The sequence below is a fragment of the Pectobacterium sp. F1-1 genome (assembly GCF_025643735.1).
Lineage (GTDB): Bacteria > Pseudomonadota > Gammaproteobacteria > Enterobacterales > Enterobacteriaceae > Pectobacterium > Pectobacterium colocasium.
This window is the reverse complement of sequence record NZ_CP104733.1, coordinates 4,412,231-4,434,100: the sequence shown is the minus strand read 5'-3', so window position 1 is coordinate 4,434,100 and position 21,870 is coordinate 4,412,231. Positions and strand designations below refer to the sequence as shown.

Here is a 21,870-nt window from a genome sequence, read left to right as displayed (position 1 = left end):
TATCGCGCCCGGTTAAGCAAGCGGGGGAGTCAGGATAATGCAGTTCGCTAAGATGCACGGATTAGGCAACGATTTCATGGTTGTTGATGCCGTTACGCAAAACGTTTATTTTTCACCCGAATTGATTCGCCGTTTGGCGGATCGGCACTGTGGTGTCGGGTTTGACCAACTGCTGGTCGTTGAACCGCCTTACGATCCTGAATTGGATTTTCATTACCGTATTTTTAACGCGGATGGCAGTGAAGTGGCGCAGTGCGGTAACGGTGCGCGCTGTTTTGCCCGCTTTGTTCGCCTGAAAGGGCTGACTAACAAGCGTGATATTGCCGTCAGTACGCAAACGGGCAGGATGGTATTGTCTGTGACGGATGATGAGCTGGTGCGCGTCAATATGGGCGAACCCAATTTCGAGCCGCAACAGGTGCCGTTTCGCGCGGTCAAAGCAGAGAAAACCTACATCATGCGTGCCGATGAACACACGGTGCTGTGCGGCGTGGTGTCGATGGGTAACCCGCACTGTGTGATTCAGGTTGAGGATGTGGACACGGCGAAGGTGGAAACGCTGGGGCCGCTGTTGGAAAGCCATGAGCGTTTCCCCGAGCGTGCCAATATTGGTTTTATGCAGGTTGTCGATAGCCACACGGTTCGCCTGCGGGTATACGAGCGCGGGGCGGGAGAAACACAGGCGTGTGGTAGCGGCGCGTGTGCCGCTGTGGCGGTAGGGATCCAGCAGGGGTTATTGTCCGCGAACGTTCGCGTATCTCTGCCGGGCGGGGATTTGGATATCCAGTGGGATGGGCCGGGACATCCGTTATTCATGACCGGGCCTGCAACGCATGTCTACGATGGATTTATTCATTTATGAAGAATGTCGAGGAACAGGCAGAGCGCGAGATCGCACTCAGTGACGAGATGGTTTTGCAGTTCCTGCAACAGAATCCCGATTTTTTTATCCGCAATGCGCGTCCCGTCGAGCAGATGCGCATCCCTCACCCCGTCAGGGGAACCGTGTCGCTGGTGGAATGGCAACTGGCGCGCCAGCGTAACCACATTACTCAGCTTGAGGAAGAAATCACGCTGTTGATGGAGCAGGCGGGGGCGAACGAAGCGTTGTTCAATCGCCTGCTGGGGTTACAAACTGAATTGGCGTCGGCGGATAGCCTGACGGACATGCTGGAGCGGTTGCAGCGCTGGGCGCGCCAGCTTGGTTTGGCGGGCGCGACGGTTCGTCTGTTCAGCGATAAATGGCGTATTGGCGCGCCATCCGGTTTTACCCATCTTGGGCTACATCGCACCACATTTGAGCCGTTGCGCATTCAGCGTTTCGGACAAAGCAACCACTATCTTGGCAGCCTGAATGGGCCGGAACTGCTGCTCCTGCTGCCGCAGGCCAGGCAGATTGGGTCGGTTGCGCTGTCGCTGATGGGCAACAATCACGATTTGGGCGTGCTGATTTTCAGTAGCCGTGACAGCCACCATTATCAGGATGGTATGGGAACCGTACTGCTCCAGCAAATGGCCATGATGCTGCCGGCGATGCTGGCGCGCTGGGTTGAGCGGGTATGAGCCGACAGCCCGCGTCATCGGAGGTACCTTCCTCGTCCCCTTTACACGCCGATGTTGAGGCTTTCCTGCGCTATCTGAAAGTAGAGCGTCAGCTAAGCCCGCTCACGCAGACCAGCTATTTGCGTCAACTGTCTGCGGTTATCACCATTCTCTCTGTTGCGGGTGTGAGCGACTGGCGTAAGCTGGACGCCGCTGGCGTGCGTTCCGTGGTATCCCGCAGTAAACGCGATGGCCTGCATTCAGGGAGTCTGGCGTTGCGCCTATCGGCATTACGCAGCTTTCTCGACTGGATGGTGTCACGCGGCGTGCTGGCGGCGAATCCGGCGAAAGGAGTATCCACGCCGCTAGCCGGACGCCCGTTGCCAAAGAATATGGATGTAGATGAAATGGGCAGGTTGCTGGAGATCGATCTGGACGATCCTCTCGCGGTACGCGACCGCACGATGCTCGAAGTGATGTACGGTGCGGGGCTGCGTTTGGCGGAGCTGGTCGGTATGGACTGTCAGCATATCGATCTGGCCAGCGGTGAAGTTTGGGTCATGGGGAAGGGCAGCAAAGAGCGCAAATTGCCGATAGGAAAAACGGCGGTAACCTGGCTGGAACGCTGGCTGGCGCTGCGCGAGCTGTTTGGCCCGCAGGATGATGCCGTTTTTATCTCCAATCAGGGACGACGCATTTCGATGCGCAACGTGCAGAAGCGTTTTGCCGAATGGGGGATTAAGCAGGGCGTGAATAGCCATGTTCATCCGCATAAGCTGCGCCACTCCTTTGCGACGCACATGCTGGAATCCAGCGGTGATTTACGGGCGGTGCAAGAGCTACTGGGTCATGCCAACCTATCTACAACACAGATTTATACCCATCTTGATTTTCAACATTTAGCCTCCGTGTACGATGCTGCGCATCCACGCGCCAAACGAGGGAAACCCTGATGCATTTTTACCGATCTCTTGGCCCGATCCGGGCGATCACGTTCGATCTGGATGACACGCTGTACGACAACGCGGACGTCATCCGGCGCACGGGGCAAGAGTCAATCCGCTTTCTGCAACAGTACCATCCTGCGCTTCGTGACTTCCAGGCGGAGGATTTTCAGAACTTACGCCAGACCTTGCTTGAGCGCGAGCCGGACATCTATCACGACGTGAGCGAATGGCGTCGCCGTGCGGCTGAACTGGCCATGTTAGAACGTGGACTGAGCGCGGCAGAAGCGAAGGATGGCGCAAAAGCGGCAATGGAAAATTTTGCCCACTGGCGCAGCCAGATTACGATTACCGAAGAGACGCACCAGACGCTGGCGGCGTTAGCCGAGAAAGTGCCGCTGGCCGCCATCACCAATGGTAATGCTGAGCCGCACCGCTTTGGCCTCGATCGCTATTTTTCGTTCATCCTGCGCGCTGGCCCGCACGGTCGTGCCAAACCGTTTGATGACATGTACCATCTGGCAGCGGAAAAACTCAATCTGCCTTTGCATGCGATCCTTCACGTGGGCGACGATCTCACGACCGATGTGGCGGGGTCGATCCGCTGCGGTATGCAGGCCTGCTGGATTAACCTGCGTGAAGGCAGCCTGACGCAGATTGGGGATGCCCGACTGCTGCCGCATATTGAAATTTCGCGGTTGGCATCGCTGTCGGCGTTGTTATAATCACCGCATTAATCTGTATAAATCACCAGTGGAAACGCCCTCGCATGTGCGAATACTGGTCACTTAAGCCCGTTATTAGGGGAAACACAGGGGGAGGTTCCCGTAGGGAGGCCTCACCCCTGTGGTCGCCCCGTGTATCTCGATGCTTAAACGATCGGCATGACTTACATGTGCGGCGTTCCCTCACCGGATAACCCGTACCTATGGACGTTTCTGATCTGCTCGATGGCCTCAACGACAAACAGCGTGACGCGGTAGCCGCGCCGCGCAGTAATTTATTAGTGCTGGCGGGGGCAGGCAGCGGCAAAACACGGGTACTGGTACACCGCATCGCCTGGCTTTTGTCTGTCGAAAACTGTTCGCCGTACTCCATCATGGCGGTGACATTTACCAACAAAGCGGCGGCGGAGATGCGCCATCGTATCGATCACCTGATCGGCACCAGTCAAGGCGGCATGTGGATTGGCACTTTCCACGGGCTGGCACACCGCCTGCTGCGTGCGCACCATATGGATGCCAATCTGCCGCAGGATTTTCAGATTCTGGACAGCGAAGATCAGTTGCGTCTGCTGAAACGCCTGATTCGGGCACTCAATCTGGACGAGAAACAGTGGCCGCCGCGTCAGGCGATGTGGTTCATCAATGGGAAGAAGGATGAAGGTCTGCGCCCGCAGCATATTGAAAGCTACGGCAACCCTATTGAGCAAACGTGGCAGCGCGTGTATCAGGCCTATCAGGAAGCGTGCGATCGCGCCGGGCTGGTGGATTTTGCCGACCTGCTGCTGCGCGCTCATGAACTGTGGCTGAACAAGCCGCATGTGTTGAACCACTATCGCGAACGTTTTACCAATATTCTGGTGGACGAATTTCAGGATACCAACCGCATTCAGTACGCCTGGATCCGTATGCTGGCGGGCGACAGCGCCAAAGTGATGATCGTCGGGGATGACGATCAGTCGATTTACGGCTGGCGCGGGGCGCAGGTCGAAAATATTCAGCTGTTCCTGAAGGATTTTGCTGGCGCAGAAACGATCCGTCTGGAGCAGAACTACCGCTCGACCAGCAATATTTTGAAAGCGGCGAATGCGCTGATTGCCCATAACGGCGGGCGACTCGGCAAGAACCTATGGACCGATGGCGTAGAGGGCGAACCTATCTCGTTGTATTGCGCGTTTAACGAGCTGGATGAAGCGCGTTACGTCGTCAACCGGATTAAAACCTGGCAGGAAAATGGCGGAGCGCTGAAGGATAACGCCATTCTTTACCGGAGCAACGCCCAGTCGCGCGTGCTGGAAGAGGCGCTGTTGCAGCAGAGTATGCCGTACCGCATCTATGGCGGCATGCGCTTCTTTGAGCGTCAGGAAATTAAAGATGCGCTGTCTTATCTGCGTCTGATCGCCAACCGTAACGACGATGCGGCGTTTGAGCGTGTGGTGAATACGCCGACGCGCGGTATTGGCGACCGCACGCTGGATGTCGTCCGCCAGACGTCGCGCGATCGTCAACTGACGCTGTGGCAAGCCACGCGGGCGCTGTTGCAGGAGAAAGTGCTTGCCGGACGGGCGGCGGCATCGCTGCAACGCTTTATCGAACTGATTGATGCGCTGGCCTATGAAACCTCTGAGCTGCCGCTGCATATTCAAACCGACCGGGTGATTAAGGATTCCGGCCTGTGGAGCATGTACGAACAGGAAAAAGGCGAGAAAGGGCAGGCACGAGTAGAAAACCTGGAGGAATTGGTGACGGCTACGCGCCAGTTCAGCTATCAGGAAGAAGATCAGGATCTGATGCCGCTTCAGGCTTTCCTGTCGCATGCTGCGCTGGAAGCAGGAGAAGGTCAGGCTGACGCCAATCAAGACGCCGTGCAGCTTATGACGCTGCACTCGGCGAAAGGGCTGGAATTCCCGCAGGTGTTTATCGTCGGTATGGAAGAAGGCATGTTCCCAAGCCAGATGTCGCTGGATGAAGGTGGGCGTCTGGAAGAAGAGCGTCGTTTGGCTTATGTCGGCGTCACACGTGCGATGCAAAAGCTCACGATAACCTACGCTGAATCCCGCCGTTTATACGGCAAAGAAGCCTATCACCGGCCTTCCCGATTTGTCGGCGAGCTGCCGGAAGAGTGTGTTGAAGAAGTGCGGCTACGCGCCAGCGTCTCCCGCCCTGTCAATCACCAGCGCCTCGGCACACCAATCACGCAAAACGACAGCGGCTACAAATTGGGACAGCGGGTTCGCCATGCCAAGTTCGGCGAAGGTACGATCGTGAATCTGGAAGGCAGCGGCGATCACGCCCGCCTTCAGGTTGCGTTTCAGGGGCAGGGCATTAAATGGCTGGTTGCCGCCTATGCCCGGCTGGAAACGGTGTGATTGTCATGTGTGAGTCGGTATATCTCATAAAAAACGGGTATTAACCTTTATCACCATTTTCGACAATGCTAGGTGGTCTACCGCGTATCCAGGATGTGTGGTATCACAATAAAAAAGGAGCATGCCCATGACGCTAGATCAGATTATTGCCGAATTACAGAAGAAAAAATGGGTCGATCTCACGCACACGGTGACGGAGTCGATTCCTATTTTTAGCGCGTTTGAAGGCGTGTTGCAGCGCAAGACGTTATTTAACGTTGAAGAGCATGGCTTTTTCGCACAGTCCGTGACATTCGCGACGCAGACGGGGACACATATTGATGCGCCGGGGCATTTTGTCGCGGGCAAACGTTATCTGGATCATATTGATAATAAAGAGCTGTTGCTGCCGCTGGTGGTGATCCACAAACAAGACGCCGTCGCGCACGATCCCGATTACCGCCTGTCGGTTGACGACATTCTGACGTTTGAGCGCGAATACGGGGAAATCCCGTCGGGCAGCTTTGTCGCGTTTGCCAGCGGCTGGAGCACGCGCTGGCCTGATCTTGACGCCTTCGCGAATAAAGATGAAGAAGGCAACAGCCATACGCCGGGGTGGTCGTTTGAGGCACTGACGTTCCTGTTTGAAGAGCGTGGTATTAGCGCGGTGGGGCACGAAACGCTGGATACGGATTCCGCCGCGGATTTCCGTCGCAACAACGGGCTTATTGGCGAGTTCTTCGTGCTGAACCAAAATGCCTGGCAGGTTGAGGTGCTGAATAACCTGCATCAGCTGCCGCCTACCGGTGCTTATATCCACGTCAGCTACCCTAATTTTGCTGGCGCACCCGGTTTCCCCGTCCGAGCCATTGCCTATTTACCGGACAATGCCTGACCGACAGACGCAGTTCCTCTTTGCTTGAGGGACTGCGTTTTTTACCGCTTCAGCGCTGGATTTATTGGATAAACCCCATTCATTTGACCAATATTTTACAGCGTGTTTCCGCCGCGGTTTTAAAGTTGAAGTCTTTTTCATCTCGGCGTAACATGCGCGCATCATTATTCTCGGAGGACTAACGCCTTGGACACACCCAGTCGATACTGGCTCACTAACCTGTTCATTAGGTACAACTTCTAAGGCTATCTTCCTCTGCTGATAGCCTTCGTGGTTGTCAGCGACGCTGTTTTTGTCGCTACGAGTCAGATCCGTCGAACGGACTGAAACCTGCCGGTGACACCTCACCTCTGTTTCTGTGCTTCAATCGCGTTGTCCATCTCTGCTACTGAAAGGGGAGCTATGGCCCATGCTGAGCGCATTTAAACTGGATAATTGCCGTTTATCTCGTCTGGAACTGGATGACTCCGATGATCTCACCACGTCAGTTTGGGTCGATTTGATCGAACCAGAAGACGATGAGCGTGAAAAAGTACAAAACGAACTGGGACAAAGCCTGGCAACCCGTCCGGAACTCGAAGATATTGAAGCGTCGGCACGTTTTTTTGAAGATGAAGATGGTCTGCACATTCACTCCTTTTTCTTCTTTGAAGATGCTGAGGATCACGCCGGTAACTCCACGGTGGCGTTTACTATCCGCGATGGTCGCCTGTACACCCTGCGCGAGCGTGAACTGCCCGCGTTCCGCCTGTATCGCATGCGCGCCCGCAACCAAACGCTGGTGGACGGCAATGCTTATGAACTGCTGCTCGATCTCTTTGAGACCAAAATTGAGCAACTGGCGGATGAAATCGAGAACATCTACAGCGATCTGGAATCGCTGAGCCGCATCATTATGGAAGGGCGGCAGGGCGAAGAGTACGACGATGCGTTGTCCACGTTAGCAGAGCTGGAAGACGTGGGCTGGAAAGTGCGCCTGTGCCTGATGGATACCCAACGCGCGTTGAATTTTCTGGTGCGTAAAGCCCGTTTGCCACCCGGCCAATTGGAACAGGCGCGCGAAATTTTACGCGATATCGAATCCCTGCTGCCGCACAATGAATCCCTGTTCCAGAAAGTTAACTTCCTGATGCAGGCGGCGATGGGCTTCATCAACATCGAGCAGAGCCGGATTATCAAGATCTTCTCGGTGGTCTCCGTGGTGTTCCTGCCACCGACGCTGGTGGCGTCCAGCTACGGGATGAACTTTGAATTTATGCCTGAACTGAAGTGGTCGTTTGGTTATCCTGGTGCGATTGTGCTGATGATTCTCGCTGGACTGGCACCTTACCTCTATTTCAAACGTAAAAACTGGCTGTAAGTTTTCACCGATGCGCCTGATGGGTATTCACCAGCAGGCGTATCATGTCTTTTCCTTCAATGCAGCATCTCTGCTCTGTGCGATTATCGCCGTAGCTTACGCTGCGTATAAAGCGCATCCAAAATGAACAGCCCCAGCGCGCCCCAGATGAAGGCAAACGTGACCAGCTTGTCGCTGCTAAACGTTTCCCCGTAGAACACCACGGCCAGCAGGAACATGATGGTAGGGCCGAGATACTGGAAAAAGCCGAGCGTCGACAGGCGCAGGCGCATGGCCGCCGCGGTGAAAAACAGCAGCGGCACGGTGGTGACGATCCCAGCCGAGAGCAGCAGCAGGTTCAGCGACCAGGGATTGGCCGTCAGATGACTGCTTGGCGTGTCGGCAATAAAAAACAGATAAATGACCGCCACCGGCAGCAGCCACAGCGTTTCGATCAGCATCCCGGTTTGCCCGTCGATCCCAATTTTCTTACGCAGCAGGCCGTATAACGCGAAGCTGAATGCCAGCCCTAGCGCGATAACCGGCAGCGATCCGAACGTCCACAGTTGAACCAGTACACCTGTCACCGCGAGCAGTACGGCCAGCCATTGCAGACGGCGAAAGCGCTCGCCAAGGAAAATCATACCCAACATAACGTTGACCAGCGGGTTGATAAAATATCCCAGACTGGCTTCCAGCATGTGATGATTGTTGACCGCCCAGATGTACAACAGCCAGTTTCCACCGATAAGCACCGCCGTTAATGCCAGCAGAAACAGGTGCTTGACGTTGCGGCAGGCATAGCTCACCTGACGCCATTTCCGGCCAATCGTCAGCAGGATCAGCATAAAGAAGAATGACCAGATAATACGGTGCGTCAGTATTTCATTGGGTGGAACGTGCTCAAGCAGCTTGAAATAAACGGGAGCAATTCCCCAAATGAAATACGCACCGAGGGCGAAAAATATCCCCTCACGGGTTTGTTGCGCGTTCATGGGTGACTCGATAAGGACGGCGGGAAAACGCTAAGTCTACCCAAAACTGTGAGCGCTTTCACGTAAAGTGTTCATGACAATCTTTGCCAACGAAATGCTATCCAACAATATAGGTGGCGGTGGCGCTGGCCAGATGTGAACCCTGCTCGTTATGCAATTCGGCGCGTGCGACGGCGATTTTATTGCCGCCGCGCAGTAGCGTACTGGTAATGGTGAAGTGTTCCCCATAACCCGGACGCAGATAATCTACTCGCATATCAATGGTTCCCATGCGGGCAAGCCGATGATGAAACTCCTGCTCGCTGATCGTCTCATGGCGCAGCAGCGTGTTACCGACGCACACCACTCCGGCAGCGACGTCCAGCCCGGCCGCAATCACACCGCCGTGCAGGATTTTTTGTGCCACATTGCCGATTAGCTTCTCTTGCCGGACGAACGTCAGGACGGCCTTATCAGCTTCAAATTGCTGTAGCTCAAGGCCTAGCTCAATGTTGAACGGCATTTTGTAAATGAAAATCTCGCCAACAAGCTGGCGCACGGTATCTCTGGTTAATATCGTTCCCTGAGATGAGGGGAGGTTAGCCATCGTTGTTTTCCGTCCGAGCAATAAGAGATACACATTAAATGTAGGCGATTTGATGCACTAAGGTTATGTGAATGTTTATTTTATGCATTGATTTTGTTTCTTGCCAGAAAAGGCTGAGAAACGGAGGAACGGTAATTCAAATGTCGCGGAACTGTGTAGAATGGCGGGCTTGAGTGGGCAAGGCTTATCGCTATTTAGATAAAAGAGTTTATTTAGATAAAAGACTTTATTTATAAAAGAATGCCGGAGAAGAAACATGTCGGAGAAAATGAATGCATAAAATCGGATTCGTACTGGCAGCATTACTGATGGCACAGGCCCATGCTGAAGTCACAACAAACGCGCCAGCGCCAAATCAACCGGCGGTACGTGGCAGCATTATCGCCAGTCTGTTACAAGAGCACGATACCCCGTTTGTCCTCTATCCCTATGAAAGTAACTACTTACTCTACACCTATACCAGCAATATCAATAAAACAGCGATTCAGAGCTATAACTGGGGTAATGAAGCACGTAAAGATGAAGTGCATTACCAGTTGAGCCTGGGCTTCCCGATCTGGCGCGGTATTCTGGGGGATAATTCGCTTCTGGGGGCTTCCTACACGCAGCGCTCATGGTGGCAGTTGTCGAATAAAAGCGAGTCTTCTCCGTTTCGTGAAACGGACTATGAACCCCAGGTCTTTTTGGGCTGGGCAACGAACGCCACCTTCGCGGGCTGGACGTTACGGGATGTGGAAGTGGGTTTTAACCACCAGTCTAATGGCCGTTCCGAACCGACGTCACGCAGTTGGAACCGCGCTTATACTCGTCTGATGGCGCAGAACGGCAACTGGCAGGTCGATGTGAAACCGTGGATACGTTTCTCCGATAGCCAGGATGATAACCCGGATATCACCAAATACATGGGTCATTACCGCTTACGCATCGGCTATGTGTGGGGCGAGAGTGTGTTTAGCGCGGAAGGACGTTATAACTGGAACAGCGGCTACGGCGGTGGTGAACTGGGCTGGAGCTACCCGCTGACGCGCCATGTTCGCTTTTATACCAAGGTCTTTAGCGGCTACGGTGAATCCCTGATTGACTACAACCATCGCCAGACCCGCTTCGGCGTTGGGGTGACGCTGAATGACATGTTCTAATGAACGTGTGTTTTAGCGATTGCCGTTTTTAGCCATCGTCGTTTTACCAAACTTAACCATTGCAGTTTTACCAAACGGCGCTGAAAATAGCGCCTGTTTGATTTCATTGAATTGGGGAAGGCGTGTCTACGGCGGAAGTATTGAATAAGGAAGCGCTGGCGGTTCAGGTTCTGCGGGACACGTTCGGCTACCAGCAATTCCGACCGGGTCAGCAGGAAATTATCAGCGCGACGCTCAGCGGGCAGGACTGTCTGGTTATCATGCCGACAGGCGGCGGCAAATCGCTGTGCTATCAAATCCCCGCGCTGGTGATGGACGGGCTGACGCTGGTGGTGTCTCCGCTGATTTCGCTGATGAAAGATCAGGTCGATCAGCTTCAGGCCTACGGCGTGTCGGCGGCCTGTCTGAATTCGACGCAGACGCGTGAACAGCAGCTTGACGTGATGGTGGGTTGCCGTACTGGTCAGATCAAACTGCTGTATATTGCGCCCGAACGTCTGACGACAGACAGCTTCCTCGATCATCTTGCACACTGGCAGATCGCCTTGATCGCCGTGGATGAAGCACACTGCATTTCCCAATGGGGGCACGATTTCCGCCCTGAATATCGTGCTCTGGGGCAGATTAAGCAGCGTTTTCCCCATCTTCCTTTTATTGCTTTGACGGCCACCGCTGACGAGACCACGCGCAACGATATCGTTCGCCTGCTGGATCTTCGGTCGCCGCTCATCCAGATCAACAGTTTTGACCGCCCGAACATTCGTTACACGCTGGTAGAGAAGTTTAAACCGCTCGATCAGCTCTGGATGTTCGTGCAGGGGCAGCGTGGAAAAAGCGGTATCATCTACTGTAATAGCCGTTCCCGCGTGGAAGATATTTGCGCGCGTTTGCAGGCCCGGGGGCTGAGCGCAGGGGCTTATCACGCCGGTCTGGATAATGAACGGCGTGCGCAGGTGCAGGAAGCCTTCCTGCGTGACGATCTTCAGGTGGTGGTGGCGACTGTCGCATTTGGTATGGGCATCAACAAGCCTAACGTGCGGTTTGTGGTGCACTTTGATATTCCGCGCAACATCGAATCCTACTATCAGGAAACGGGGCGTGCCGGACGTGATGGCCTCGCAGCGGAAGCCGCGCTGTTCTACGATCCGGCGGATATGGCGTGGCTGCGCCGTTGTCTGGAAGAAAAGCCAGCCGGGCCGCAGTTGGATATCGAGCGCCATAAGCTCAATGCGATGGGCGCGTTTGCCGAAGCGCAGACCTGCCGCCGTTTGGTGCTGCTGAACTATTTCGGTGAAGGACGCCAACAACCCTGCGGTAACTGTGATGTTTGTCTCGATCCGCCGAAGCGCTACGACGGGCTGGTTGAAGCGCAAAAGGCGCTGTCCTGCGTGTATCGGGTCGGACAGCGCTTTGGTTTAGGGTATATCGTCGAGGTGCTGCGCGGCGCAAATAACCAGCGTATCCGAGACTTTGGTCATGACAAGCTGCCGGTTTACGGCATCGGTAAGGACAAATCGCAGGAGCATTGGGTCAGCGTACTGCGCCAGTTGATTCATCTGGGTTTGCTGAACCAGAACATCACGATGCATTCCGCCGTACAGCTTACCGAATTGGCGCGTCCGGTATTGCGGGGAGAAGTGCCGCTACAGCTGGCCGTGCCGCGTGTGATTAACCTGAAACCTCGCGCGAATCAAAAATCTTACGGCGGAAATTACGACCGTAAGCTGTTCGCCAAATTGCGCAAACTGCGTAAATCCATTGCGGATGAAGACAATATCCCGCCTTACGTGGTGTTCAGCGATGCGACGCTGCTGGAGATGGCGGAACTGATGCCGATCACCGCGGGTGAACTGCTGAATATCAACGGGGTAGGACACCGTAAACTCGAACGTTTCGGGGCGCCTTTCATGAACATGATTCGCGATCATGTCGATAATGATGACGAGTAACGCTCGCCTTATCTGATTGCCTTTAAAAACAGGAAAACCAACATGCTGATGCTATTTTTGACGGTGGCGCTGGTGCATTTCATTGCGCTGATGAGCCCTGGGCCGGATTTCTTTTTCGTTTCACAAACCGCTGCCAGCCGTTCCCGCCGTGAAGCGATGATGGGCGTGCTGGGTATTTCTCTGGGCGTGGTGGTCTGGGCGGCGATTGCGCTACTGGGGTTGCACCTGCTGTTGCAAAAAATGGCCTGGCTGCATACGGCTATTACCGTCGGCGGTGGGCTGTACCTGTGCTGGATGGGCTGGCAGATGCTGCGTTCCGCGCGAAGTAAAGCGCAGTTGGAAACCACGCAAGAGACAGCGGTGGTTTTGCCTCAGCGTGGCAAAACCTTTATGCGCGGGTTATTGACGAATCTGGCTAACCCGAAGGCGCTGATCTATTTCGGCAGCGTGTTCTCGCTGTTTGTTGGCGATAGCGTCGGCAGCGGTGCTCGCTGGGGATTGTTTGCGCTGATCGCGATTGAAACGTTGATCTGGTTCAGTCTGGTTGCGGTCGTTTTCGCCCTACCGGCCATGCGTCGCGGCTATCAGCGTTTGGCGAAATGGGTAGATGGCGTAGCGGGCGTGCTGTTTACCGGATTTGGTCTGCACCTGATTTTCTCTCGCTAATTTTTCCCTGCGAGGATGTCTCTCAGCGCGAGTTCTGTGGAGAAAAAGCCGTAGGAAACCCCTTTCTTTGAGGAAAAAACGCGCCGCCATTTATGACGGCGCGCTCCTTCATCAGGCTTTTCTCGCGGTGGCAAGTAACGCGCCAACCAGCACAAACAGTGAACCGAATATCCGGTTAAGCATCTTCATCTGCCGTGGGCCTTTTAGCCAGCCGGCGATGCGCGTGGCCAGCGTGGCGTACCCAATCATCACGATAATATCGACCACAACGGTGGTGACGCCCAACACCAGATACTGTGCGGCCTGCGGCTGGTGGGGGATAATGAACTGCGGGAAAAGCGCTGCCAGAAACACAATGCTTTTTGGGTTGGTTAGATTCACCAGCACCGCGCGTTTAAAGAGTCTACGGCGCGGCATTGCGCTGGCAATCGCCTGAAGATCCAGTGCGCCAGCTGCACGCCATTGCTGAATCCCCAGCCAAATCAGATACGCTGCGCCCAGCCATTTCAGCATATCGAAAGCCAGTACGGACTGGTTAAGCAGCGCGCCCAGCCCGATGCCGACCAGCACAATATGAATCGCCAGCCCGACCTGTAAACCACAGATCGAGGCCGCTGCGCCGCGATAGCCGTGGCTAATTCCGGTGCTCATGGTGTTGATGGCACCAGAACCGGGCGACAGGCTGAGAATTAGCGTTGTGAGTAAATAGGTTAACCACCAATCCAATGTCATAAAGCATGCCCCTGAATCACGTTCTGTATTACGAGAGTCTGTCTGTTTTTTATGTCACAATACGCTGGTGCTCTACCGCTTGTCATGTTCTTCCGCTAGCTTTAGTTTTCCCGCGTCACCGGAGAGGTGTGATGGTTCAACGCCACAATACGTTGTTTACGTCGGAACGGTTAACGCCTGAGGGGTTAACCTCGAACCTGCTAACGCGAGAAGCGCAGTTTGCCGCTTTTGCTACCGGAGAATTACTGGATTTCTGGCGTCAGCGCGAAGAGGGTGAATTCCCTGGCGTTGATGACGTGCCTATCCGGTTTGTTCGTTTTACCGCGTCACAGCACGACAAGATTGTCGTTGTCTTTTCAGGCCGTATCGAAAGCTATGTCAAATATAGCGAAGTGGCTTATGACCTCTTTCATAGCGGCTATGATGTACTCATCATGGATCACCGTGGGCAAGGTCGGTCTGGGCGGGTGCTGCAAGACGGCCACCGCGGACACGTCGTGCGCTTCAGCGATTATGTTGATGATGCCGAAACGCTGTGTCAGCAGCACATTGGCCCTAAACGATATATCCACCGGTTTGCGTTAGCGCATTCAATGGGGGGCGCGATTCTGGCACGGTTGCTGATTCGTCAGCCCGCGATGTTTGATGCCGTGGCGCTGTGCGCGCCGATGTTTGGTATCCGCTTGCCGCTTCCTCATTGCGTCGTGGGGTGGATTGTCGATTGGGCAGAGCGTCGCCCGGCAATACGCGATTATTACGCCATCGGCACCGGACAGTGGCGCCCGTTGCCTTATCGGATGAATGTGCTGACGCACAGCCGTGAACGCTACCAGCGCAGCATTCGATTTTATGCGGATTCACCGGATTTGCGCGTCGGCGGCCCCACTTATCACTGGGTGCGTGAAGCGATACAGGCGGGGAAACAGTTGCAGGCACAGGCCAGCATGGTCACTACGCCGCTTCTGCTGCTACAGGCAGGAGAGGAGCGCGTAGTGGATAACTGCAGCCAGAATGCGTTTTGTCAGGCGCTGGCGCAGAGCGGTAACGCCAATGCGCATGGCGTTTTACAGGTTATCCCCGGTGCGCGGCATGAAATTCTCTTTGAAACGGATACGCTCCGCGCTCAGGCATTTGCGCTGATTCTGGCACACTTTGCGCGTTATCATTGATTGTAGGCTGTTGGTAAACCGCTTAACGGACGCGGAGTCACCTCGTTAATTTTTTGCGGCGCGTGCCGCTACAACACACCAGAAGTGAGATCTCATCGTTATGTACCATGTCGTTGCTTCCGATTTAGATGGCACACTGCTGTCACCTGACCACTCGCTGTCCCCATATGCGAAAGAAACCCTCAGGCTGCTGACGGAAAAAGGGATTCACTTTGTGTTCGCTACCGGACGGCATCACATGGATGTCGCGCAGATCCGCGATAATCTCGGCATCAGCGCGTTTATGATTACCTCGAATGGTGCGCGTGTGCATAACTCGCAGGGCGAGCTGATTTTCAGTCACAATCTGGATCAGGATATCGCCCGCGACCTTTACAGCGTCGTACACAACAACCCCGATATGCTGACGCACGTTTATCGTGATGACGAGTGGTTTATGAACCGTCCGCGTGCGGAAGAAGAGCGTTTCTTCAAAGAGTCGATCTTTAAATACAAGCTGTTTGAGCCTGCGTTGCTGGAAACCGATGGCGTTAGCAAGGTGTTCTTCACGTGTGATTCCCATGAACAACTGCTGCCGCTGGAAGAAGCGATCAACGCGCGCTGGGGCGATCGCGTTAACGTGAGTTTTTCGACGCTCACGTGTCTGGAAGTGATGGCGGGCGGCGTATCGAAAGGCCATGCGCTTGAGCAGGTGGCGAAGATTATCGGCTTCTCGCTCAAAGAGTGCGTGGCGTTTGGTGATGGCATGAACGACTACGAAATGCTGTCGATGGCGGGTAAAGGCTGCGTCATGCAGAACGCGCATCAGCGCTTGAAAGATTTACTGCCGGATCGTGAAGTGATTGGGTCTAACGCAGACAGCGCTGTGCCGAATTACCTGCGGGAGCTGTTTCTGAAATAATCTGCGCAGAGGTTACGCGGTGATTGATGGTACAAACGAAGGCGGCGTCATCATGACGCCGCCAGAGGGATTCTTACAAGAGCGGGTTAGGCGCGGCTGGCTAACTCTGCTTTATGCTTTTTCTCATTCAGCATAACAACAATCAGCAGAAGTACAGCCATAATGCTGCCGCCGATCATGACCATGAAGCCGCCATCCCAACCGAAGAAGTCAACGGTGTAGCCGACGATGGCGCTGGCGGCAACGGAACCACCGAGGTAGCCGAACAGACCGGTAAAGCCTGCTGCTGTCCCTGCTGCTTTCTTCGGTGCCAGTTCCAGCGCGTGCAGACCAATCAGCATAACCGGGCCGTAGATCAGGAAGCCGATGACGATCATACAGGCCATATCCACGCCAGGGTTACCGGCTGGGTTCATCCAATAGACGATGGTTGCGATGGTAACCAGCGTCATAAAGAATACGCCTGTTGCACCACGGTTGCCTTTGAACACCTTATCGGACATCCAGCCGCACAGCAGCGTACCCGGAATACCGGCGTATTCGTACAGGAAGTAAGCCCAGGAGGATTTATCCAGCGCGAAGTGTTTCACTTCTTTCAGGTAAGTCGGTGACCAGTCGAGGATGCCGTAACGCAGCAGGTAAACGAAGACGTTAGCGATAGCGATGTACCACAGCAGTTTGTTCGGGAAAACGTACTGCATGAAGATCTGCTTCGCTGTCAGTTCTTCTTCTGCTTTATCATTATAATCAACAGGATAGTCGTTTTTGTACTCTTCGATTGGCGGCAAACCACAGGATTGCGGGGTATCGCGCATCAGCGCAAAGGCAATCAGCGCAACCAGAATGGCAGCGAAGGCTGGCATGTAGAGTGCGGCTTTCCAGTCGTTGAACCAGGCCATACCCAGCAGGAACAGCAGCGGAGGAATACCGCCACCGACGTTGTGAGCACAGTTCCACACGGACACGATCCCACCACGTTCTTTCTGTGACCACCAGTGAACCATGGTGCGTCCGCACGGCGGCCATCCCATTCCCTGGAACCATCCGCACAGGAACAGCAGAACGAACATAATCGCGATGCTGGACGTTGCCCACGGTACGAAGCCCATGAACAGCATAACGGCAGCGGCCAGAATCAGACCAGCAGGCAAGAACACGCGCGGGTTGGAACGGTCAGATACCGAACCCATGATGAATTTGGAAAAACCGTAGGCAATGGAAATGCCGGACAGCGCAAAACCAAGATCGCCGCGCGAGAAGCCTTGCTCAATCAGGTAAGGCATGGCGAGTGCGAAGTTTTTACGTACCAGATAGTAGGCGGCGTAGCCAAAAAAGATCCCCATGAAAATCTGCCAGCGCAGACGGCGATAGAGGGGATCGACACGATCCTGCGATACGCGCGCCTGGTGGGCTGCGGGTCTAAAAATACTCAGCATAGATATCTCCAATGCGAAAAAAAACGATAGCTTTTTTGTTCTATTACGAACGTTATTGTAAGGGGATAGCGTGCAAATGAGTGTGATTCATGACGCTAATGTTACACTTTTATGAAACTGTGACGATTTTTGCGTTCATGTTAACAGAATCGGAAAATTCCACAGTGTGGTTTTAGTGACCTTAATCACACTTATTGTTTTTAGACACCTCTTTATTTTCGTTTAGTGTTCGTTTTTGCTCTTTATCAAACATTAACCCTTCTTTCTGTGCCCCAATAGCAACATATACCATCCGCCCGGAGCGAGAATATGATGCAAAATACTGGGAACTGGCGTGAAACTGACGTAGTTGTCATCGGCGGTGGCGCGACGGGAGCAGGTACTGCAAGGGATTGCGCCCTGCGCGGACTGCGCTGCCTGTTGCTTGAACGTTATGATATTGCGACCGGTGCGACTGGGCGTAACCACGGCCTGTTACACAGTGGTGCCCGCTACGCCGTTACCGATGGCGAGTCTGCCCGCGAATGTATTGAAGAGAATCAGATTCTCCGGCGGATTGCCCGTCACTGTATTGAACCCACCGACGGCCTGTTTATCACGTTGCCGGAAGACGATCTCGGCTGGCAGGCGCAGTTTATTACCGCCTGCCAGCAAGCGGGGATTCGCGCCCAGGCGATAGATCCGCAGGAAGCGCTGCGGCTGGAGCCGGCAGCTAATCCGGCGTTGATTGGCGCGGTGCGCGTACCGGATGGTTCCGTCGATCCTTTTCGCCTGACGGCGGCCAACATGATCGATGCCTGCGAGCACGGCGCGGAAGTGCTGACCTATCATGAGGTTATCGGGCTGATTCGTCAGGGCGATCGGGTTATCGGTGTGCGCGTTTTCGACCATAAAAAAGGTGTGGAAACAGAAATATACGCACAGGTGGTCGTCAACGCGGGCGGTATCTGGGGGCAACACATTGCGGAATATGCCGATCTGCGCGTGCGCATGTTTCCGGCAAAGGGCGCACTGCTGATTCTTGGGCACCGCATCAACAACATGGTGATCAACCGCTGCCGCAAACCGGCGGATGCCGACATTCTGGTGCCGGGCGACACTATTTCGCTGATCGGCACGACCTCAACCCACATCGACTACGACCAAATCGACAACATGCTGGTGACGCCTGCCGAGGTGGAAACGCTGATGCGGGAAGGCTCCATGCTGGCGCCGTCGCTGGCAAGCACGCGAATTCTGCGTGCCTATGCTGGTGTCCGTCCGCTGGTTGCCAGCGACAGTGACCCCAGCGGTCGTAGCGTAAGCCGTGGCATTGTGCTGCTCGACCACGCCAGTCGCGACGGACTGGAAGGGTTTATCACGATCACTGGCGGCAAGCTGATGACCTATCGCCTGATGGCGGAATGGGTGACGGATGCCGTCTGTAAAAAACTGGGCCATGACGTGGCCTGCTCGACGGCACAGACGCCGCTGCCCGGATCGGAATCACTGGATGAAGTGAAAACCGTTCCCCATGCGCTGTCTGCCTATCCACCAGCAAAACCGCTCTCGGCACCGCTGCGCGGTTCGGCGATTTATCGCCACGGTGAACGTGCCGGAAGAATGCTGTCCGGTGAGCGTCTGGACCGCAGCCTGGTGTGTGAATGCGAGGCCGTGACGGCGGGGGAAGTGCGCTACGCCGTGGAATCATTGCAGGTGAATAACCTGGTTGACCTGCGTCGGCGTACTCGCGTTGGCATGGGCACCTGTCAGGGGGAACTGTGCGCCTGTCGTGCGGCAGGTCTGTTGTGCCGTCTGGGTACTGCGACGCCGGAGCAGTCGCTCACGCAGCTCAGCCAGTTTTTGAACGAACGCTGGAAAGGCATTCGGCCGATTGCCTGGGGCAATGCCCTGCGTGAAAGCGAATTCACCAGTTGGGTTTATCAGGGTTTGTGCGGCCTGACGGCCAGCGACAGTCAGGAGGATCGCCATGCGTTATGACGTTGTGATTATCGGTGGCGGGCTGGCGGGGCTGACCTGCGGTATCCGCTTAGCGGAGCAGGGGAAACGCTGCGCGATCATCAGCGCCGGACAGAATGCGCTGCATTTTTCTTCCGGTGCGCTGGATTTACTCTCCCATCTTCCCGATGGACAGCGCGTGAGCCAGCCGCTTGAGGCTCTAGACGAGCTGGCGCGTCAGGCTCCTCATCACCCTTATTCGCGTATGGGAGCGACGGCGGTTGCCGCATTGTTGCCACAGGTTGAAGCATTGCTGGAGCGTAGCACTCTCTCTCTGCAAGGCAATCATCAGCAGAATCACTGGCGTATGACGCCGTTAGGTAAGTTTCGTTCATGCTGGCTGAGCCCGGTCGATGGCGTCACGCGTGGCCTGCCGGATTCCCGATTTGGCGATAACCCGTTGATTGCCGGTATCGACGGTTTTCTGGATTTTCAATCCCGTATCGTGGCTGGCACGCTTCAGACGCAGGGAATTGCGGCGCGCAGTGATGAACTCAAGCTGCCGGTTCTGGATCGATTACGCCAAAACCCCAGCGAATTTCGCGCGGTAAATATCGCCCGCGTGCTCGACCGACCGGAAAATCGTTCGGCGCTGGTGGAGGAGTTGTCGCTTCTGGCCAACGGCAACGATGCCATCATCATGCCCGCCTGTCTGGGATTGGATAGCCCCGCGATCGTGGCTGAACTGGCTGATGCACTCGGTAAACCGGTATTGCTACTGCCGACATTACCGCCGTCAGTGCTCGGGTTGCGTTTGCATCAGGCGCTGTCGCAGCGCTTTCGCCAACTGGGTGGCATGGTGATGCCGGGCGATCGCGCGGTGCGTGCATCGCTATCGCCGCAGGAGATTGCCGTCCATAGCCACCATCACCGCGATATTCCGCTGCGGGCAAAGCACGCGGTGCTGGCGAGCGGCAGTTTCTTCAGCAACGGGCTGGTGACGCAGTTCGATCGGGTGACCGAGCCCGTCTTTGGATTGGATGTGCGGTTCGCTGACCTGCGCGAGGGCTGGAGCCAGCAGGATGTGTTTGCGCCGCAGCCCTATATGCAGTTTGGTGCGATTGTCGATGAGCATCTGCACCCGCGTATTGGCGGTGAAACGATCAGCAATCTGTATGCCATCGGCGCGGTGCTGGAAGGTTTCGATCCGATTGCACAGGGATGTGGGGCGGGCGTTTCTTTGCTCAGCGCACTTCATGTTGCCGAACAGATTTTGACGGAGGGCAACTCATGAGCCTGCTTAGCGATAACAGTTTTGAAGATTGCATCAAATGTACGGTCTGTACCACGTACTGCCCGGTTTCGCGCGTGAATCCGCTTTATCCCGGCCCGAAACAGGCCGGACCGGACGGCGAACGCCTGCGGCGTAAAGACCCGGCGCTGTATGATGACGCGTTGAAATACTGCACCAACTGCAAACGCTGTGAAGTCGCGTGCCCGTCGGATGTTAAAATTGGCGACATCATTCAGCGTGCGAAAGCGACGCACAACAGCCACAAGCCGACATTGCGCGATGCCATTTTGAGCCATACCGATTTCATGGGATCGATTGCCACGCCGTTTGCGCCGCTGGTCAATACGGCGACCAGCCTGAAGCCGGTGCGCCAATTGCTGGATAAAGCGTTGAAAATTGACCATCGCCGCCAGTTGCCGAAATATTCGTTCGGCACCTTCCGGCGCTGGTATCGTCAGCAGGCAGCAAAACAGCAGGCTTATGATGAGCAGATCGCTTACTTTCACGGCTGCTATGTGAATTACAACCATCCACAGTTGGGTAAAGATCTGGTGCAGGTCTTTAACGCGATGGGGATTGGTGTGCAGTTGCTGAATAAAGAGAAGTGCTGCGGCGTACCGCTGATCGCCAATGGTTTTCACGACAAGGCCAGAAAGCAGGCACGCGCGAATATCACGTCGCTGGATGAGGCAATCAATCAGAAATCCCTGCCGGTGGTGGCGACGTCATCCAGCTGTACGTTCACGCTGCGAGACGAGTACCCGCATCTGCTGGGCGTGGATAACGGCCACGTGCGTGATGGCATCGAACTGGTGACGCGCCAGCTCTATCGCCTGCTGGAAGAAGAGGGGCGAACACTGCCGCTGCGTCACTTACCGCTGCGGGTGGCGTATCACACCCCTTGCCATCTGGAGAGAATGGGGTGGACAGCGTATACCCTGGCGCTGCTGCAACGTATCCCCGGTCTTGAACTGGTGATGCTGGACTCCCAGTGCTGCGGTATTGCGGGCACCTACGGCTTCAAGAAAGAGAATTACGCCACGTCACAAGGCATTGGCGCACCGCTGTTCCAGCAGATTGAAGAGAGCGGAGTCGATATCGTGGTGACGGACTGCGAAACCTGTAAGTGGCAGATTGAGATGTCGACCAGCAAACGGTGTGAACACCCGATCACGCTGCTGGCGAGGTCATTAGTGCAGTCAGAGTAACAATCTGCAATAACGTGTTTCCGAACGTTTAACGCTCGGAAACACGAAATATAAAGCGCTCACGTAA

General features: G+C 55.0%; 20 protein-coding genes. 16 read left to right on the top strand and 4 right to left on the bottom strand.

Annotation, left to right across the window (positions count from 1 at the left end):
• The first annotated feature begins 37 nt into the window (after positions 1-37).
• The 8 genes from dapF (at position 38) to corA (ending at position 7,811) form a co-directional block, all read left to right on the top strand.
• Positions 38-862 carry a diaminopimelate epimerase gene (gene dapF, locus NAL19_RS19905; RefSeq protein WP_015842070.1) on the top strand — a complete coding sequence of 275 codons (825 nt, stop codon included), beginning with the start codon at positions 38-40 and terminating at the stop codon, positions 860-862.
• Positions 859-1,563 (top strand): DUF484 domain-containing protein, encoded by a 705-nt coding sequence (locus NAL19_RS19900; protein ID WP_225086101.1) that lies wholly within the window; start codon positions 859-861, stop codon positions 1,561-1,563. The genes dapF and NAL19_RS19900 overlap by 4 nt, the downstream gene beginning before the upstream one ends.
• Positions 1,560-2,495, top strand: coding sequence for a tyrosine recombinase XerC (xerC, locus tag NAL19_RS19895; RefSeq protein ID WP_263058237.1), 936 nt, complete (start codon positions 1,560-1,562; stop codon positions 2,493-2,495). Before NAL19_RS19900 ends, xerC begins: the two co-directional genes overlap by 4 nt.
• The gene (gene yigB / locus NAL19_RS19890) at positions 2,495-3,211 is read left to right on the top strand and encodes a 5-amino-6-(5-phospho-D-ribitylamino)uracil phosphatase YigB (RefSeq protein WP_225086099.1); all 717 of its coding nucleotides are present in this window, start codon (positions 2,495-2,497) and stop codon (positions 3,209-3,211) included. Before xerC ends, yigB begins: the two co-directional genes overlap by 1 nt.
• A 203-nt stretch (positions 3,212-3,414) precedes the next feature.
• Positions 3,415-5,577, top strand: a complete 2,163-nt coding sequence (gene uvrD / locus NAL19_RS19885; protein ID WP_263058236.1) for a DNA helicase II — start codon at positions 3,415-3,417, stop codon at positions 5,575-5,577.
• Between the two features lie 127 nt (positions 5,578-5,704).
• Positions 5,705-6,451 carry a cyclase family protein gene (locus NAL19_RS19880; RefSeq protein WP_263058235.1) on the top strand — a complete coding sequence of 249 codons (747 nt, stop codon included), beginning with the start codon at positions 5,705-5,707 and terminating at the stop codon, positions 6,449-6,451.
• Positions 6,452-6,637: 186 nt separating this feature from the next.
• The gene (gene ysgD, locus NAL19_RS21905) at positions 6,638-6,694 is read left to right on the top strand and encodes a YsgD/CorL family protein (RefSeq protein WP_349814568.1); all 57 of its coding nucleotides are present in this window, start codon (positions 6,638-6,640) and stop codon (positions 6,692-6,694) included.
• A 166-nt stretch (positions 6,695-6,860) separates the two neighbouring features.
• On the top strand, positions 6,861-7,811 hold the full coding sequence (corA, locus tag NAL19_RS19875) for a magnesium/cobalt transporter CorA (RefSeq protein ID WP_263058234.1): 951 nt from the start codon (positions 6,861-6,863) through the stop codon (positions 7,809-7,811).
• An 83-nt stretch (positions 7,812-7,894) separates the two neighbouring features.
• On the opposite strand, the gene rarD is transcribed toward corA, so the two are convergent.
• Both rarD and NAL19_RS19865 read right to left on the bottom strand, forming a co-directional pair.
• Positions 7,895-8,785: an EamA family transporter RarD gene (rarD, locus tag NAL19_RS19870; RefSeq protein WP_225086095.1), complete on the bottom strand. Its 891-nt coding sequence runs from the start codon at positions 8,783-8,785 to the stop codon at positions 7,895-7,897.
• Positions 8,786-8,882: 97 nt separating this feature from the next.
• Positions 8,883-9,371, bottom strand: a complete 489-nt coding sequence (locus NAL19_RS19865; protein ID WP_263058233.1) for a thioesterase family protein — start codon at positions 9,369-9,371, stop codon at positions 8,883-8,885.
• Between the two features lie 272 nt (positions 9,372-9,643).
• Here NAL19_RS19865 and pldA point away from each other — a divergent pair, with 272 nt between their 5' ends.
• The 3 genes from pldA to rhtC all read left to right on the top strand — a co-directional run bounded on the left by pldA (position 9,644) and on the right by rhtC (position 13,125).
• Positions 9,644-10,510: a phospholipase A gene (gene pldA, locus NAL19_RS19860; RefSeq protein WP_180743778.1), complete on the top strand. Its 867-nt coding sequence runs from the start codon at positions 9,644-9,646 to the stop codon at positions 10,508-10,510.
• A gap of 122 nt (positions 10,511-10,632) precedes the next feature.
• Positions 10,633-12,459 (top strand): ATP-dependent DNA helicase RecQ, encoded by a 1,827-nt coding sequence (gene recQ, locus NAL19_RS19855; protein ID WP_263058232.1) that lies wholly within the window; start codon positions 10,633-10,635, stop codon positions 12,457-12,459.
• A gap of 42 nt (positions 12,460-12,501) precedes the next feature.
• Positions 12,502-13,125 (top strand): threonine export protein RhtC, encoded by a 624-nt coding sequence (gene rhtC, locus NAL19_RS19850; protein WP_263058231.1) that lies wholly within the window; start codon positions 12,502-12,504, stop codon positions 13,123-13,125.
• Positions 13,126-13,236: 111 nt separating this feature from the next.
• Here rhtC and rhtB read toward each other — a convergent pair whose 3' ends face one another.
• Positions 13,237-13,857, bottom strand: coding sequence for a homoserine/homoserine lactone efflux protein (gene rhtB, locus NAL19_RS19845; protein WP_225086091.1), 621 nt, complete (start codon positions 13,855-13,857; stop codon positions 13,237-13,239).
• 131 nt (positions 13,858-13,988) lie between these two features.
• Here rhtB and pldB point away from each other — a divergent pair, with 131 nt between their 5' ends.
• Together pldB and yigL are read left to right on the top strand one after the other, a co-directional pair.
• On the top strand, positions 13,989-15,026 hold the full coding sequence (gene pldB / locus NAL19_RS19840) for a lysophospholipase L2 (protein ID WP_263058230.1): 1,038 nt from the start codon (positions 13,989-13,991) through the stop codon (positions 15,024-15,026).
• 100 nt (positions 15,027-15,126) lie between these two features.
• Entirely contained in the window at positions 15,127-15,927 is an 801-nt protein-coding gene (gene yigL / locus NAL19_RS19835) for a sugar/pyridoxal phosphate phosphatase YigL (RefSeq protein WP_107170491.1), read from the top strand.
• 86 nt (positions 15,928-16,013) lie between these two features.
• Here the strand turns inward: yigL and glpT are convergent, their stop codons facing one another.
• Positions 16,014-17,363, bottom strand: coding sequence for a glycerol-3-phosphate transporter (glpT, locus tag NAL19_RS19830; protein ID WP_225086089.1), 1,350 nt, complete (start codon positions 17,361-17,363; stop codon positions 16,014-16,016).
• 309 nt (positions 17,364-17,672) lie between these two features.
• Here glpT and glpA point away from each other — a divergent pair, with 309 nt between their 5' ends.
• From glpA to glpC, 3 genes are read left to right on the top strand one after another with little or no spacing between them, the layout of a single operon-like run.
• Positions 17,673-19,343, top strand: a complete 1,671-nt coding sequence (glpA, locus tag NAL19_RS19825) for an anaerobic glycerol-3-phosphate dehydrogenase subunit A (RefSeq protein WP_411561409.1) — start codon at positions 17,673-17,675, stop codon at positions 19,341-19,343.
• Complete coding sequence (glpB, locus tag NAL19_RS19820; RefSeq protein ID WP_225086088.1) at positions 19,333-20,595, top strand: glycerol-3-phosphate dehydrogenase subunit GlpB; 1,263 nt, start codon at positions 19,333-19,335, stop codon at positions 20,593-20,595. Before glpA ends, glpB begins: the two co-directional genes overlap by 11 nt.
• A complete protein-coding gene (gene glpC, locus NAL19_RS19815) occupies positions 20,592-21,803 on the top strand; it encodes an anaerobic glycerol-3-phosphate dehydrogenase subunit GlpC (RefSeq protein ID WP_263058229.1) in 1,212 nt (403 codons plus the stop codon). The genes glpB and glpC overlap by 4 nt, the downstream gene beginning before the upstream one ends.
• Positions 21,804-21,870 lie beyond the last annotated feature (67 nt).

Coding starts and splice junctions, on each gene's coding strand:
- dapF (WP_015842070.1), top strand. CDS start 38: ATGCAGTTCGCTAAGATGCACGGATTAGGCAACGATTTCATGGTTGTT.
- NAL19_RS19900 (WP_225086101.1), top strand. CDS start 859: ATGAAGAATGTCGAGGAACAGGCAGAGCGCGAGATCGCACTCAGTGAC.
- xerC (WP_263058237.1), top strand. CDS start 1,560: ATGAGCCGACAGCCCGCGTCATCGGAGGTACCTTCCTCGTCCCCTTTA.
- yigB (WP_225086099.1), top strand. CDS start 2,495: ATGCATTTTTACCGATCTCTTGGCCCGATCCGGGCGATCACGTTCGAT.
- uvrD (WP_263058236.1), top strand. CDS start 3,415: ATGGACGTTTCTGATCTGCTCGATGGCCTCAACGACAAACAGCGTGAC.
- NAL19_RS19880 (WP_263058235.1), top strand. CDS start 5,705: ATGACGCTAGATCAGATTATTGCCGAATTACAGAAGAAAAAATGGGTC.
- corA (WP_263058234.1), top strand. CDS start 6,861: ATGCTGAGCGCATTTAAACTGGATAATTGCCGTTTATCTCGTCTGGAA.
- rarD (WP_225086095.1), bottom strand. CDS start 8,785: ATGAACGCGCAACAAACCCGTGAGGGGATATTTTTCGCCCTCGGTGCG.
- NAL19_RS19865 (WP_263058233.1), bottom strand. CDS start 9,371: ATGGCTAACCTCCCCTCATCTCAGGGAACGATATTAACCAGAGATACC.
- pldA (WP_180743778.1), top strand. CDS start 9,644: ATGCATAAAATCGGATTCGTACTGGCAGCATTACTGATGGCACAGGCC.
- rhtC (WP_263058231.1), top strand. CDS start 12,502: ATGCTGATGCTATTTTTGACGGTGGCGCTGGTGCATTTCATTGCGCTG.
- rhtB (WP_225086091.1), bottom strand. CDS start 13,857: ATGACATTGGATTGGTGGTTAACCTATTTACTCACAACGCTAATTCTC.
- pldB (WP_263058230.1), top strand. CDS start 13,989: ATGGTTCAACGCCACAATACGTTGTTTACGTCGGAACGGTTAACGCCT.
- yigL (WP_107170491.1), top strand. CDS start 15,127: ATGTACCATGTCGTTGCTTCCGATTTAGATGGCACACTGCTGTCACCT.
- glpT (WP_225086089.1), bottom strand. CDS start 17,363: ATGCTGAGTATTTTTAGACCCGCAGCCCACCAGGCGCGCGTATCGCAG.
- glpA (WP_411561409.1), top strand. CDS start 17,673: ATGATGCAAAATACTGGGAACTGGCGTGAAACTGACGTAGTTGTCATC.
- glpB (WP_225086088.1), top strand. CDS start 19,333: ATGCGTTATGACGTTGTGATTATCGGTGGCGGGCTGGCGGGGCTGACC.
- glpC (WP_263058229.1), top strand. CDS start 20,592: ATGAGCCTGCTTAGCGATAACAGTTTTGAAGATTGCATCAAATGTACG.